Source organism: Candidatus Nanosynbacter sp. HMT-352, assembly GCF_022819345.1.
In the GTDB taxonomy this organism is placed as follows: Bacteria; Patescibacteriota; Saccharimonadia; order Saccharimonadales; family Saccharimonadaceae; genus Nanosynbacter.
This window is the reverse complement of the sequence record NZ_CP089288.1, coordinates 170,812-184,658: the sequence shown is the minus strand read 5'-3', so window position 1 is coordinate 184,658 and position 13,847 is coordinate 170,812. Positions and strand designations below refer to the sequence as shown.

Sequence of the window (13,847 nt, the reverse complement as noted above, 5' to 3'; positions counted from 1 at the left end):
ATCGAATAGCCGTATCTGTTGCTTAAAAACATTCTTTCTGTTTTCGAAAACAGCTTTTATGTTTTGGGAAATTGCCTTTCTATTTTGTGCGATTTTTACCGTTTTCCATAATGCTAACGCTGTATTACAATTAGACTAGCTATAGTGAAGCTACACCAGAAGGGGGAATTATGACATTTGAAGAAGTGCAAGAGCTAGTGATGAGTCATATTCGCGCGCGGAAGTGGGATACGACGTTATGAAAAAGAGGTTTGGTATGAATAAAAAACTTATTGCGATTATTTCAGTCATAATCATCTTGTGCGGCGCTGCGGCTGGGCTGTGGTATAACCGCCAGCATTCTGCCGAGCGGCCGAAGGCTCCGTCTACTAACGTGTCCGACGCCGCCAAATTCAAGTCAGAATATCCGCGAGTGGCGGCGAATAATCGCTTCGTTTATGCCAGCGATAAAGAAATCCTTGATATCTTTGATAACGGCAGCGGTGTGATTTTTTTGGGCTTTCCGCAATGTCCGTGGTGCCAGCATTTGAGCGAACACGTTGATCGGGCAGCTCGGGCTGAAGGTGTTGATAAAATATACTATTTGAATATTCGCGATGCTCGCGCTAGCAACAACGAAGTTTACCAAAAATTGGTCAAGAAATTAGAACCGTATTTGGAAAAAGATAAAAATGGCAATCCTCGAATATTTGTGCCTGATGTATCGATTGTCAAGAATGGCAAGATTATCGGCCGCTACAAAGAGGAATCAACTGGCGACGATAATATCACGCCAGATAAATATTGGACTAATGAAAGAATAGAGCGGACTTTATCTCAACTGCGTGGATTTATGAGTCAACTGAAATAGTGACAATTATTTAACGCCGCCAGCCTTCAAAATTGCTCTTAAGCCACTCTCGCCACCGGCGAATCCGCTGGTTTGATAATCGTTAACAACCATATATGGCAAGCCGTTCACGCCAAGAGACAAGGCTTTTTGTGTGTTGCTATCAATTTCTTTTTGGTGCGGCTTTTTGGTCATGCAATCGGAAAATTGTGATTCATTCATGCCGACGTTTTTGGCGGAAGTTAGGAAATATTCCAGCGGAAGAGCAGGGATTTTCTTCGGCACGGCAACGTTTTTTACGCCAATTCCTTTATCGAAATAATCGCTTTTAATGCGCGGGACAATATCGTGAGTGTACTGCCAATATTTATCTTGATCAGCAGCGCAAAACGCAGCGTGAGCACCAGTTTCGGTATTGTTGGTCATCTCTTTTAATAGTGTCACTACGCGATGCTCATAACGAACTTTGCCGGATTTAATATAGTCATTTTTGAAGAATTCTGTGCCGGTTGCGGTTTCAACTTCGGCGCAAAATGAACAAAAATAGTCAGTATAATCAATGAACACGTTTTTCGCGTCAGCGGATCCTTGCGACATTTTTTCGTTCCATGGTTTATTGTCACCAATGTGACGATTCGGCGGGCGATTGACAATTCCATAAATAAACAAAGCCACAATTCCCACGATTACAATTCCCGAAAGAGCCCAAATAAGCGCTATGCCTGATGATTTTTGTCGATTCATATTTTCTCCTGTTTAGATAATTCTGTGTACATAAAAATAATTTGACCTGATTTATATAGCGAGAATAAACTGAGCAGTAAAGCTAACAACAGGACTATTGTGCTGGCGATATTTGCGGCGGTGGCGGCGGCAGCTCCTGAGAAAAATAGGGTTACAATTGGCAAGATTAGTGATGTTCCGCAGGGAACGCAGCCGAGTCCAATTGTTGCGGCAATTGATGCGATTCCGCTTAATCCGACTTGTCGAGATACAGTTTTTTCATTGTCGCGATTATTCTTTGATGTAAAAATTACAGCGGCGATCGATACACCTTGAAGAATTGACACTACCATAAGCAACGCACTATTTGGTGAAGTGAAACTTTGTTTGAAGATGTCTATAATCATCGAACCGAGCAGCGCGATTTTATCGATGATTGGTAAGCGCGACATCATCAGCGGCCCGTAAAAATTGGCGTTGATTGCGAAATAAATTATCACGGCGAAGGCGACGGTCGCGACAATTGTTATCAGGAAATATTTCGGTAAACCAAGCATTCTGCCGACTCCTAAAATTGCTGATTTGATGGATTCCTGCTTGCTGCGAATTCGACCCATACGCCCATTATACGATATTCGTAAAGGCAATTCGATCATCCACGGCAGCAACTTTTACTGTATCTCCGTCGTGAATTCGCCCGTCGATCAGTTCGAGCGCCAAAGGATCAAGCACGCGTTTTTGAATCAAACGCTTAAGCGGTCGAGCACCGAAACTTGGGTCGTAGCCGTCTCGCGCCAACATGTCACGAACGCTATCGTCAAAATTCAGCGTTATGTCGCGACTATCCTTAACTTGGCGAACAACTTTTTCTAATTGCACATCAACAATCGCGCGCATCGATTCAGGGTGAATGCGATCAAAAATCACAATGTCGTCGATTCGGTTTAAGAATTCTGGACGGAAATGGCCACGAAGCGTTTCTAAAATTTGATTGTCGAGAGAGCTAATGTCGTCGCCCGTGTAGTCCATAATCATTTGCGATCCGACGTTGCTGGTCATGATGATAATGGTGTTACTAAAGTCAATCGTTCGTCCTTGTCCGTCCGTCAATCGACCGTCGTCCAAAACTTGCAATAGCACGTTGAACACGTCAGGATGTGCTTTTTCGATTTCGTCAAACAAAACCACGCTATACGGACGCCGTCTAACGGCTTCCGTCAATTGACCGCCTTGATCGTAACCAACATATCCTGGAGGTGAACCGATCAATCTGGCTACGGCGTGGCGTTCCATGTATTCACTCATGTCAATTCGAATCATGGCGTGTTCGTCGTCGAATAATTCACGGCATAAACTGCGCGCGACTTCTGTTTTTCCTACGCCAGTAGGGCCGAGGAATAGGAATGAGCCAATCGGTCGATTAACGTCGCCAAGTCCAGCACGCGACCTACGGATGGCGCTTGCTACGGCTGCCACAGCGCGATCTTGCCCGATGACTTGGCGGCTGATCGATTCTTCCAATTTGGTCAATTTGCTAGATTCACTTTCCATCAATCGCTCCACTGGAATTCCGGTCCAGCGTGCCACCACGCCAGCGATGTCATCAGGCGTAACTTCTTCGCGGAGTAATCGGTCGTGAGTTGGAATTGCCGCTAGTTCTTCGCGAGCGCTTGCTAATTTTTTCTCCAGCTCCGGCAAGTCGCCATACTTAATGCGGCTGGCGGTGGCTAAATCCGCGTCGCGTTCAGCAATCTCTAATTGTGAGCGCAGATTGTCCATTTTTTCGGTAGTCGTGTTGACGGTTTGCAAAATGTCTTTTTCGTGTTGCCATTTTTTATCAATCACTTCGGCTTTTGCGCGAATTTCGGCAATTTGCTCCTTGATCTCATTTTTGCGAATATTGGCGTGGTCGGATTTGTCTTTTTTTAGCGCCGCTTCCTCGATTTCCAATTGCAAGCGTCTATTGTTCAATCGATCCAGCGCAATTGGCACGCTTTCTAACTGCATTTTGAGCGAGCTGGTCGCTTCGTCAAGTAAGTCAACCGCTTTGTCTGGTAAGAATCTGTCAGGTAAATACCTGGTGGACAATCTGGCGGCTGCCACGATTGCGTCATCAGCGATTTTTACTCCGTGATGAATTTCGTATTTTTCCTTCAATCCGCGCAAAATGGCAACAGTGTCATCAAAGCTTGGTTCGCCAACGTAAACTGGCTGGAATCTTCGTTCTAGAGCGGCATCTTTTTCGACATACTGACGATATTCAGCGAGTGTCGTCGCGCCAATCATATGTAATTTTCCGCGAGCCAGCGCTGGTTTTAACATATTTCCCGCGTCCATGCTGCCTTCGCTTTTTCCAGCGCCAACCATGGTGTGAATTTCATCGACAAAAAGAATAATCTCACCAGCTGCGTCTTCTACTTCTTTCAGAACGGCTTTCAATCGATCTTCAAATTGTCCACGGAAACTAGCGCCCGCCAGAAGACTGGAAATTTCCAGGGAAATTAGTCGCTTATCCTTCAGTGAAGCGGGAACGTTGCCTTTGACAATTCGCTGCGCCAACGCCTCAACAATTGCGGTTTTACCGACTCCTGGCTCACCAATGAGAACGGGATTATTTTTAGTGCGGCGACTCAAAATCTGCATAGTGCGTCGAATTTCTTCATCTCGACCGATCACTGGATCGAGTTTACCCTCGCGTGCTAGCGCCGTTATGTCTGTACCGAATTTTTCGAGTGGTTTAGTTGTTTCTTCTTGATTCATGTTTGGTGGCATAAAATCCTCCTTTTGGTTTTTAGTCCTAATTTGTTGCGCCCCAGTAAAAGACAGAATGGTGAAATTTGATGTAGCTATCATAACAAATTAGCACTCTCAGTGCAAGAGTGCTAATAAAATAAATAGGCTTTTTGTAGTATAATAAGTGTATGAATATTCTTGTCACTGGTGGCGCTGGATATATCGGCAGTCACACTATCATCGAACTATTATCATCAAATCATAACGTAGTGGTGGTCGATAATTTATCAAATTCATCCGTCGAGAGTCTGAGGCGAGTTGAAGAAATCACCGGTCAATCAATACCGTTTCACGAATTCGATTTATGTGATCATCAGCGACTATCAGAATTATTTAAGTCTGAGAAAATTGACGCCGTGATTCATTTTGCTGGGTTGAAGGCGGTTGGTGAATCGGTTGAAAAGGCGCTTCTTTATTATAAAAATAACCTCGAAAGCACGTTGGTTTTGCTTGATGTTATGCAAGAATTTGACGTGAAGAAATTGGTGTTTTCTAGTTCGGCAACAGTTTATGGTGATCCAGCTCGATTGCCAATTACCGAAGATATGCCGTTGTCTGCCACAAATCCATACGGTCAGACAAAGCTGATGATTGAGCAAATGCTTCGCGACATTTCTGCGACGAATCAAGATTGGCAATTTACGTCTCTCCGCTATTTTAATCCAGTTGGCGCACATCCGAGTGGTCGCATCGGGGAAAATCCCTCAGGGATCCCGAACAATCTTCTGCCGTTTGTGTCGCAAGTTGCTGTTGGTAAGCGAGAGCATTTGAGTGTTTTTGGTGACGATTATGACACTCCAGATGGAACTGGCGTGCGCGATTACATTCACGTAGTTGATTTGGCAAAGGCTCACGTGGCGGCTCTGGAGAATTTGGGCCGACCGAACGAGTATAAAGTCTATAATATCGGCACTGGACGCGGTACTTCGGTTTTGGAATTAGTGAAGGCGTTTGAGAAAGCTTCTGGTCGCGATGTTCCGTATCAAGTTACGCCACGTCGAGCAGGTGACATTGCGACGTGCTATGCAGACCCAGGATTGGCAGAAAGAGAGTTAGGTTGGCGAGCAGAATTGACAATTGAAGATGCTTGCCGCGACGCTTGGAATTGGCAGAGCAATAATCCAAATGGCTACAATGGCTAATTGCCGGATTTGGTGAAAATCTTATTTTCGTAATAAGCGGAACGTTTGGAAAGTTCTGAATTTAAGTTTTCAATTCCGCCATATTGCTCGACTAAGGTTTTCTTTCCAGAAAATAAGTTTGTGCCCAGACCTAATCGGTCGCCGTCAATTTCAACTCCCAGCGCCGCCAAAGTTGACGGATACATATCGAATGTCGTGAATTGACGGTTCTTTGAGTGACTAGTCGAAATGGCTGGATTTATAAACGTGTTGTAAATGGTTCGTTGATAATTAGTTCCGCCAATTTTTTCGTCGTAGTATGAAGTTTGCATTCCTAAATGGTCGCCAGAAATGACAATCGTGGTGTTTTCATAAAATGGCTGAGATTTAACCCAATTGACGAATGCGGCGACTTGTTTTGAGGAGCAAGCGTGAACATTATCGTATTGATTGCTGAAGGTTTTAGCGCAGGTTTCATCCAAATAGCCATCGGTAAAATGCGTGTCAGCGGTCAATAATTGCAAGTTAAATGGCTTGTCTGACGCCGCCAAGCGCGAGGCTTCTTCGCGGGCAAATTGGAATAATTTTTTGTCTTCATAGCCCCACCAAACTTTGTAATCTTCGGAGATTTTTCCGTGTTTTTTGGCGTAATTGTAATCTTCGATATTGAAATTGCCGTGTTGAGTTAATAATTTATCGCGTCCGCCAAAACTCGCCTCAGATCCCATAACAAATGTTTGATTGTAGCCTTGTTTTTCTAAAATCTCACCAAGACCATAAGCGCCCGGCAGGAACTTTTTAAACTCGCCCAGGGCGTTATGATCGCGTCCGCCAACCAAGTTTTCTTTCAGTGGGACGCCAGTAGATTGCGCAGCCATTCCTGCCACAGTCCAGCCAGTGTTTGTTGCAGGCAAGGCGCCGCCGACACCGGATGCTTTGTTTGAGAATGAGGTATTTTTTAACGCCAATTCTTCCAGCTCTGGAATAATGGAGGTTTCGGAGCTGCCGCCATTAGCCTTTGATGCCAAAGTGTTTTCCATTGACTCTAAATAGATGTATATTAAGTTGCGTTTTTTCTCTGGAAAAGTCAATTTGGCGGTTTTTGGATTAACATAATTTTCTTCGTATAATTTGGTCGATTGGGTTAGGGCATAAATATAGTTAGGGATGCCAAAACTTTGAATGAGAAGGACAATTGCAATTAAAAACATACTCAGCGAGTAAATTGCTTGATTTCGTAATCTCAAAAACGGCAAAGTGAGTTTTCGTGATGATTTGATTTTTTTCAAACAGAAGGCGATTATGCGATTTATGAAAGAGATCGATTTGTCGAACATTGGGATTAATAAAGCGCCGAATAATAAGAAAACTAGCGGAAGATTTTGCAGGACGGCCGACCATAAATTGTCAGATTTGCCGCCAGCTAATCCGTTAACAAAATAAAAAATTATCTCGTCGATTTGCGAATTTTTAAAGACGATATATTTATAGCGCGCCGCAATTAAGCAAAACGCCGCCAAAAAAAGCAAAATGATTGATATTGATTTAATCCAGAAACGTTTGGTAAATTTAATTTTTCTCACCATTCTATTATATCACTTACGTTTTTTGCGAATGAAGGGGTATAATAAAAGCATGAGCAAGAATAAGACGCGCACATTCGGAATTAGTTGGTGGATTGGGGTGGTTTTATTTGCGGGGATGATTTGTTTGATGTTGGGCGATATTTTACATCGAGATGGCGTAATTGGCTCAAAAACTGATGTTTTAGTGATGGGTACGAATGCTGGATTTAAGCCGTTTGAATATATTGATAATAATCAAGTGGTCGGTTTTGATGTTGATCTGGCTAGGGAAATTGCTAAAAGCTTGGGTAAAGATTTGAAGGTCGAAGATATGTCGTTTGACGGGCTACTTCCGGCGCTGGATAGTGGGCAAATTGATATGGTGGCGGCTGGAATGACAGTGACGCCTGAGCGAGAAAAAAATGCGTTGTTTTCGGATCCGTATTATTCGGCGTCACAGAGAATAATTGTTAAAAAGGGCAGTCCGATTCGCAATAAATATCAATTGCCAGGGCGAAAAATTGGCGTACAGCTGGGTACGACTGGCGATACTTTGGCGTCTAAAATTGCTGGCGCATCAGTCACACAATTCCAAACCGCGCCGAGTGTTTTGCAGGAATTAAGTTCGGGAAAAATTGAAGCGGTTATTCTGGACGACGCTCCCGCAAAGCAGTATTCGGCTGGATTTTCTGACTTAGAAATCTTACCGGGCGCGCTCAGCGATGAAAGTTATGCGATTGCTATTAAAAAGGACAATAAAGACCTCTTAGAAAAGGTTAATAAAGAAATTGCCAAGATGAAAAAAGATGGTCGCTATGAAAAGCTGATCCGCAAATATTTTGGTGAGGAGGCTAAATCGTGAATTTTTGGGAAGTGATTTTTGGCGGCGGTCGATGGCTATTTTTATGGCATGGATTAGAAGTGACGCTGGTTTTGACTGTGTTGTCGCTGATTTTAGGATCGGCAATTGGTGTACTTGTTGCCCTGATGCGCACGTCGAATTTACGACCATTTGGCAGGATGAAAACGAGCAGACTCGCGAACTTTAATCCGCTGGCCAGTCTGGGAAAAATTTATGTCGATATTATTCGCGGCACGCCACTTTTGGTTCAACTATTGATTATGTATTACGTCGTTTTTGGGTCGTACCAATTTATGCCGAAGATTTTTGTGGCGGCGGTGGCGTTCGGGATAAATAGCGGTGCATATATCGCTGAGATTATTCGTGGCGGAATTCAGAGTATCGACAAGGGGCAAATGGAAGCAGCCAGGTCTTTGGGTTTGAGTAATTGGCAGGCAATGCGGCTAGTTATTTTGCCGCAAGCGATGAAGAATTCGTTGCCGGCGTTGATTAGTGAATTTATCGCGCTATTAAAGGAAACTTCGGTTGTTGGTTGGATTGGTCTGAATGATATTATGCGAGGCGCGGACAATATTCGTTTTCAAACGGCGACAGCTTTTCAATCGCTATTTGCCGCTGCGGCGATGTACTTAATTTTGACGGCGATTTTTACGCGAGTAATGGCGCGAGTAGAAAGGAAATTGAAGCATGACGATGATCAGCGTTAAAAACTTGAAAAAAACATTTGGCACAAATCGAGTTCTTCGCGATATTGATGTGGAAATTGAAGAGGGCGAGATTGTCGTGGTGGTTGGCTCGTCTGGTTCTGGCAAGTCGACGTTCTTGCGTTGTCTGAACTTGCTGGAGGAACCGACTTCGGGTGAGATTATCGTCGATGGAGTGAAAATTACTGATCCACACGTAAACTTGAACGCCTTGCGTCAGAATATTGGCATGGTCTTTCAGCAATTTAATCTGTTTCCAAATTTGAGTGTGATTGAAAATATTAAATTAGCTCCGAAAAAGCTACGTAAATTTTCAGATCAAAAAGCGACAAAATTGGCGCGAGGTTTATTGGACGATGTTGGGTTATTGGATAAAGCAGACGCTTCGCCGAATAGTTTGTCTGGCGGTCAAAAACAGCGAGTGGCAATTGCGCGGGCGCTGGCGATGGAGCCGAAAATTATGCTTTTTGATGAGCCGACTTCAGCGTTAGACCCAGAGATGATTGGCGAAGTTTTGGATGTGATTAGAAAAGTTGCCAAAAAGGGAATGACGATGGTAATCGTTACGCACGAAATGAAATTTGCCCGCGAAGTTGGGACGCGGATGATTTTTCTGGATAAGGGAGAAATAATCGAAAATGGCACGCCAGCTCAGGTAATGGATCACCCGAAAACTGAACGTGCCAAAAAATTCTTCGCCAAATAACCCGAGTGACCTCGCTATAATTCGCTTAGAACTGGAACTTCTGTCAATTTATTAACCAGCTGGTCCAGGTCAACCTCTGTCAAATAGCTTGGCAGAATATTTGTTGTTTTTGGGTCGACAAAGCCGCATTCCGCCACTTCCTCGACACCGTGCGATGTTTGCTCCAGGTTGATGTGTTGGTAATCTTGCCAGTTGGTGATGAGGAAGAAAAATTCCAATTGCTCGTTCGGACCATGTGCGGATTGCTCGCCTGATTCGGCGAATTGTTGGATAAATAACAGCTTACCAATTTCTGGTTTGACTCCCGTTTCTTCAATCATTTCTCGACGCAAGCCGTCCAGCAAGCTTTCGCCCATTTCCAAACCGCCGCCCGGCGTACACCAAAAATCACGACCTTTGCCGGTGTTTGCGGTTAATTTTTGACAAAAAATTTCGCCGTTTTCATTGATAATAATCCCGCGTACGTTTACTCTTCGTCGCATAAAACCTCCTTTGATTGCTAATAGCCAGAGGTTCAATTAAGCTGAACGTACGCCCAATAATTTCATGGTCGGGGTGACTGGATTTGAACCAGCGACCTCACCGTCCCGAACGGTGCGCGCTACCGAGCTGCGCCACACCCCGACGCTAAAAACAGTATAAAACTAACAGATATTTTTGTCCAATTGTAATTATTAGAATGAAATCAACTAGTCCTAAAATGATATAATATAAGGTGGACTTAGAGCTTAAAGGACTATAAATGAAACATATTTTACGAATTTTTAGAGACTATTGGCTGCTGTTTATTATCTTGGTTGGATTCACGTATGGCGTTGTGATGGCGAATTTGTGGCTGCCGGATAAAATGTCGGAAATTGTCAATAACGGCATTATTAAACAAGATATGTCGGCGATTTGGAATAATGGCCTGATGATGATTTTGGTGACGGCGGCTGGTGGGTTTTGTTCAATTATCGTGGGTTTTTTGGCGGCGCGAATTGCTACGGGAATGGCGCAGAAATTGCGATTGAAATTGTTTGAACGAATAGAAAGTTTTTCTTTGGCGGACTTTAATAAGTTTTCTACGGCGTCGCTGATTACGCGCTCAACGAATGATATTCAGCAGATTCAAACAACGTCAATAATGCTGCTGAGACTGGCGTTAATGGCACCGATTATGGCAATTGGTGGTCTGCAAAAAGCCATGAATAATGCGCCCGATTTAAGCTGGATTATCGCTTTGGCGGCGTTAGTTTTGTTTGTGACTATCGCCGCGTTATTTACGATTGCCGTACCTAGGTTTAAGAAATTGCAGACTCTGGTGGATAAGCTTAATTTGGTGGCGCGGGAAAATTTGGTTGGACTGAAAGTTATTCGTGCGTTCCATAACGAGAAGATTGAGCAGAAAAAATTCCAAGAAGCCAACACAGAATTAAATAAGATGAATTTATTTGTGAACCGTTTGATGATGTTGCTTGATCCGATTATGACTTTAGTGATGAACTTTTCGAGTGTGGCAATTGTGTGGTTTGGTGCGCATTTGATAAGTAGTGGCAATTTACAAATTGGTAATATGATGGCGTTTTTGGAATACGCGATGCAGGTGATAATCTCGTTCTTGTTGCTGTCAATGGTGTTTATTATGGTGCCAAGAGCCGCCGTATCGGTGCGCCGAGTCGGAGAAGTTTTGGATACAATGCCGTCAATTATTGACCCGAAGTCTCCGAAAAAATTGCCAAAAGATGCCAAGGGAAAAATTGAGTTTAAGGACGTTACATTTACTTATCCTGACGCGGATTTGCCAGTACTTTCGGATATTAATTTTATAGCTGAACCTGGTCAGACAACGGCGTTTATTGGCAGTACTGGTTCGGGAAAGTCGACTCTGATAAATTTGATTCCTCGTTTCTATGATGTTTCGGCGGGGCAGATTTTGCTTGATGGCGTTGATATTAGAAATCTGAAATTGGAAGATTTGTCTGGTCAAATTGGTTACGTGCCGCAAAAAGGTGTGTTGTTTAGCGGGACGGTTGCTAGTAATATCAAATACGGCAACGCTGAGGCTAGTGATAAGTTGGTTGAAAAAGCGGCCAAAATTGCCCAAGCGGAAGAATTTATTAGCGAGTTAAAAAGTGGCTATAAAAGTGAAATCGCTCAGGGCGGCAGCAATGTTTCTGGCGGTCAGCGTCAGCGTTTGTCGATCGCGAGGGCTATTGCGGTTGAGCCGAATGTTTACATTTTTGACGATTCGTTTTCGGCGCTTGATTTTAAGACGGACGCGAAGTTGCGGGCTGTGCTTACGAAGGAAACTAAGAATAAAACTGTTCTAATTGTCGGTCAGCGAATTAATACGATTATGAATGCAGATAAAATTATTGTGCTTAATGAGGGAAAAATTGTTGGTCAGGGAACGCATCGGGAATTGATGAAAGATTGCGAAGTTTATCAAGAAATTGCCGCTTCGCAACTCTCGGAAGACGATTTGCAGAAAATGTCTATTGCTGCGAAAGGAGTGCTTTAATGTCTAGGCAAACCACGAAAAAACGTCAGCAAGTACGAATGGGCGGTCTGATGGGCGGAATGGGCACTGGCGAAAAGGCTAAAGATTTCAAGGGAACGGTCAAGAAGCTGATCAAATATTTGTCGGATTTTCGATGGCAAATGTTGATGGTGTTGGTTTTTGCAATTGGGAGCACGATTTTTGCGATTGCCAGCCCGAAGATTTTAGGCGGCGCGACGAATCAAATTGTTGATGATTATGCCAATATGAAAGCTTACGAGGCGATCACTAGCAAATTGCCAAAAAGTGTTTCTTTGCCAGCGGGAACTACTGGCGCGGACGTTTTGAACCGATTGCCGAATAAGTCGGAGATTGAAAAACAGATTCCGTCCAGCCAGCTCGAATCGATTAAAAAGTTAGATCTTAGTCGGCGTCCAGAATTTCATTTTGACGCTATTTGTCGAATAATTATTTTGCTAGTCGGAATGTATGTGTTGAGTGCAATTTTTCGCTATATTCAAACGTGGATAATGACTCAGGTGACGCAAACCGTAACTTTCAGAATGCGACAACAATTGTCCGAAAAAATAAATCGCTTGCCGCTGAGTTATTTCGATAAGCAAACTTACGGTGAAGTTCTTAGTCGCATAACTAATGACGTCGATACTATTAGCCAAACGCTAAATCAGAGTTTATCGCAAATTATAACTTCAACGGTTACGGTACTGGGAATTTTGGTGATGATGTTTTCGATTAGCTGGCAGATGTCGCTAGTTGCGCTACTGGTGCTTCCGCTGGCGGGTGGCGTGATTACGCTGATTACAAAGAGCTCGCAAAAACAATTCTTACGCCAGCAAACTCAGCTTGGCGAACTTAATGGACACATTGAAGAAATGTATGGCGGACATCAAGTGATGCGCGTCTTTAATGGCCAGAAAAAATCGATTGCTAAGTTTTCTAAGATCAATAATCGGCTTCAGGATAGTGCTTGGAAGGCTCAATTCTTTTCCGGATTGATTTATCCGATTATGAACTTTATTGGCAATATTGGCTACGTTGCTATGACAATTTTGGGCGGTTGGCTGGCAATTAATGGTCGGCTAAAAATCGGCGATATTCAGGCGTTTATTCAATACGTCGATCAGTTCAATCAGCCGCTGGTTCAGGTTGCTAATATCGCTAATATTTTGCAATCGACAGCTGCTGCCGCCGAGCGAGTGTTTGAGTTTTTGGACGAGCCAGAAGAAGCGGTTGAATCGAATAACTTGGTAAAATTGTCCAACGTAAAAGGCGAAGTTGAGTTCGACAATGTCGTCTTTGGGTATAAGCCAGACCAGACTATCATCAAAGGTTTGTCGGCGCATATTAAGCCGGGTCAGCGCGTAGCGATTGTTGGTCCGACTGGTGCTGGCAAAACGACGCTGGTTAACTTGCTGATGCGATTTTATGAGATTAATAGTGGTTCGATTAAGATTGACAGTGTGGATATTCGTAAAATGAAACGTAGCGATGTGCGTCAAATGTTTGGTATGGTGCTGCAGGATACGTGGCTATTTAATGGCACGATTCGTCAGAATTTGATGTATGGCAATCCAAAAGCCACCGAAGAAGAGATGGTAAAAACCGCCAAAGAAGCGCATGTTGATCATTTTGTGCGGTCGCTACCGGGTGGCTATGATATGGTTCTTGGTGAGGAGGCTGCTAATATTTCCCAGGGAGAAAAGCAGCTGTTGACAATTGCTAGGGCAATGTTAGAGAAGGCGCCGATGTTGATTTTGGACGAGGCGACAAGCTCGGTCGACACGCGCACCGAAGTCCTTATCCAAAAAGCCATGGATAAGCTTATGCAGGGAAAAACTAGTTTTGTTATCGCGCACCGTTTGAGTACCATTCGCGACGCCGATTTGATTTTGGTGGTTAAGGACGGGAATATCATTGAGCAGGGCAATCACGAAACTCTGCTGAAACAAAATGGATTTTACGCAGAGCTTTACAATAGTCAGTTTGCTGAGTGATTGATGTTGATTATAGAATAATATCTCTTAATATTATAAGTACGGGT

The 13,847-nt window shown here is 43.6% G+C and carries 11 protein-coding genes, 1 tRNA gene and 1 pseudogene; 7 read left to right on the top strand and 6 right to left on the bottom strand.

Translation table 11 applies throughout. From position 1 onward, the window contains the following. The first annotated feature begins 256 nt into the window (after positions 1–256). Positions 257–850 (top strand): hypothetical protein, encoded by a 594-nt coding sequence (locus tag LRM46_RS01035; RefSeq protein ID WP_243813223.1) that lies wholly within the window; start codon positions 257–259, stop codon positions 848–850. A 6-nt stretch (positions 851–856) separates the two neighbouring features. Here LRM46_RS01035 and LRM46_RS01030 read toward each other — a convergent pair whose 3' ends face one another. The 3 genes and pseudogenes from LRM46_RS01030 to LRM46_RS01020 form a co-directional block, all read right to left on the bottom strand. Next, the gene (locus LRM46_RS01030) at positions 857–1,573 is read right to left on the bottom strand and encodes a DsbA family protein (protein WP_243813222.1); all 717 of its coding nucleotides are present in this window, start codon (positions 1,571–1,573) and stop codon (positions 857–859) included. After that, positions 1,570–2,169, bottom strand: a complete 600-nt coding sequence (locus LRM46_RS01025; RefSeq protein WP_243813221.1) for a hypothetical protein — start codon at positions 2,167–2,169, stop codon at positions 1,570–1,572. The genes LRM46_RS01030 and LRM46_RS01025 overlap by 4 nt, the downstream gene beginning before the upstream one ends. Before the next feature lie 7 nt (positions 2,170–2,176). After that, a pseudogene (locus LRM46_RS01020) lies at positions 2,177–4,315 on the bottom strand (ATP-dependent Clp protease ATP-binding subunit); the annotation flags it as partial. Between the two features lie 158 nt (positions 4,316–4,473). On the opposite strand from LRM46_RS01020, the gene galE reads away from it, so the two are divergent. Continuing rightward, the gene (gene galE / locus LRM46_RS01015) at positions 4,474–5,487 is read left to right on the top strand and encodes a UDP-glucose 4-epimerase GalE (protein ID WP_243813220.1); all 1,014 of its coding nucleotides are present in this window, start codon (positions 4,474–4,476) and stop codon (positions 5,485–5,487) included. Here galE and LRM46_RS01010 read toward each other — a convergent pair. Beyond that, a complete protein-coding gene (locus LRM46_RS01010) occupies positions 5,484–7,049 on the bottom strand; it encodes an LTA synthase family protein (RefSeq protein WP_243813219.1) in 1,566 nt (521 codons plus the stop codon). The two genes, galE and LRM46_RS01010, sit on opposite strands and share 4 nt — an antisense overlap. A 52-nt stretch (positions 7,050–7,101) precedes the next feature. Here LRM46_RS01010 and LRM46_RS01005 point away from each other — a divergent pair, with 52 nt between their 5' ends. Genes LRM46_RS01005 through LRM46_RS00995 form a run of 3 tightly spaced genes read left to right on the top strand, consistent with a single transcriptional unit; the run spans position 7,102 to position 9,303 of the window. Then, complete coding sequence (locus tag LRM46_RS01005; protein WP_243813218.1) at positions 7,102–7,893, top strand: basic amino acid ABC transporter substrate-binding protein; 792 nt, start codon at positions 7,102–7,104, stop codon at positions 7,891–7,893. Further along, positions 7,890–8,600 carry an amino acid ABC transporter permease gene (locus LRM46_RS01000; RefSeq protein ID WP_243813217.1) on the top strand — a complete coding sequence of 237 codons (711 nt, stop codon included), beginning with the start codon at positions 7,890–7,892 and terminating at the stop codon, positions 8,598–8,600. Before LRM46_RS01005 ends, LRM46_RS01000 begins: the two co-directional genes overlap by 4 nt. After that, positions 8,581–9,303: an amino acid ABC transporter ATP-binding protein gene (locus tag LRM46_RS00995; protein WP_275973527.1), complete on the top strand. Its 723-nt coding sequence runs from the start codon at positions 8,581–8,583 to the stop codon at positions 9,301–9,303. Before LRM46_RS01000 ends, LRM46_RS00995 begins: the two co-directional genes overlap by 20 nt. A 14-nt stretch (positions 9,304–9,317) precedes the next feature. On the opposite strand, the gene LRM46_RS00990 is transcribed toward LRM46_RS00995, so the two are convergent. After that, positions 9,318–9,785, bottom strand: coding sequence for an NUDIX domain-containing protein (locus tag LRM46_RS00990; RefSeq protein WP_243813216.1), 468 nt, complete (start codon positions 9,783–9,785; stop codon positions 9,318–9,320). Between the two features lie 65 nt (positions 9,786–9,850). Beyond that, positions 9,851–9,927, bottom strand: a tRNA-Pro gene (locus LRM46_RS00985). 118 nt (positions 9,928–10,045) lie between these two features. Here LRM46_RS00985 and LRM46_RS00980 point away from each other — a divergent pair. Then, positions 10,046–11,806 (top strand): ABC transporter ATP-binding protein, encoded by a 1,761-nt coding sequence (locus LRM46_RS00980; RefSeq protein WP_243813215.1) that lies wholly within the window; start codon positions 10,046–10,048, stop codon positions 11,804–11,806. Beyond that, positions 11,806–13,800, top strand: a complete 1,995-nt coding sequence (locus LRM46_RS00975) for an ABC transporter ATP-binding protein (RefSeq protein WP_243813214.1) — start codon at positions 11,806–11,808, stop codon at positions 13,798–13,800. Before LRM46_RS00980 ends, LRM46_RS00975 begins: the two co-directional genes overlap by 1 nt. Positions 13,801–13,847 lie beyond the last annotated feature (47 nt).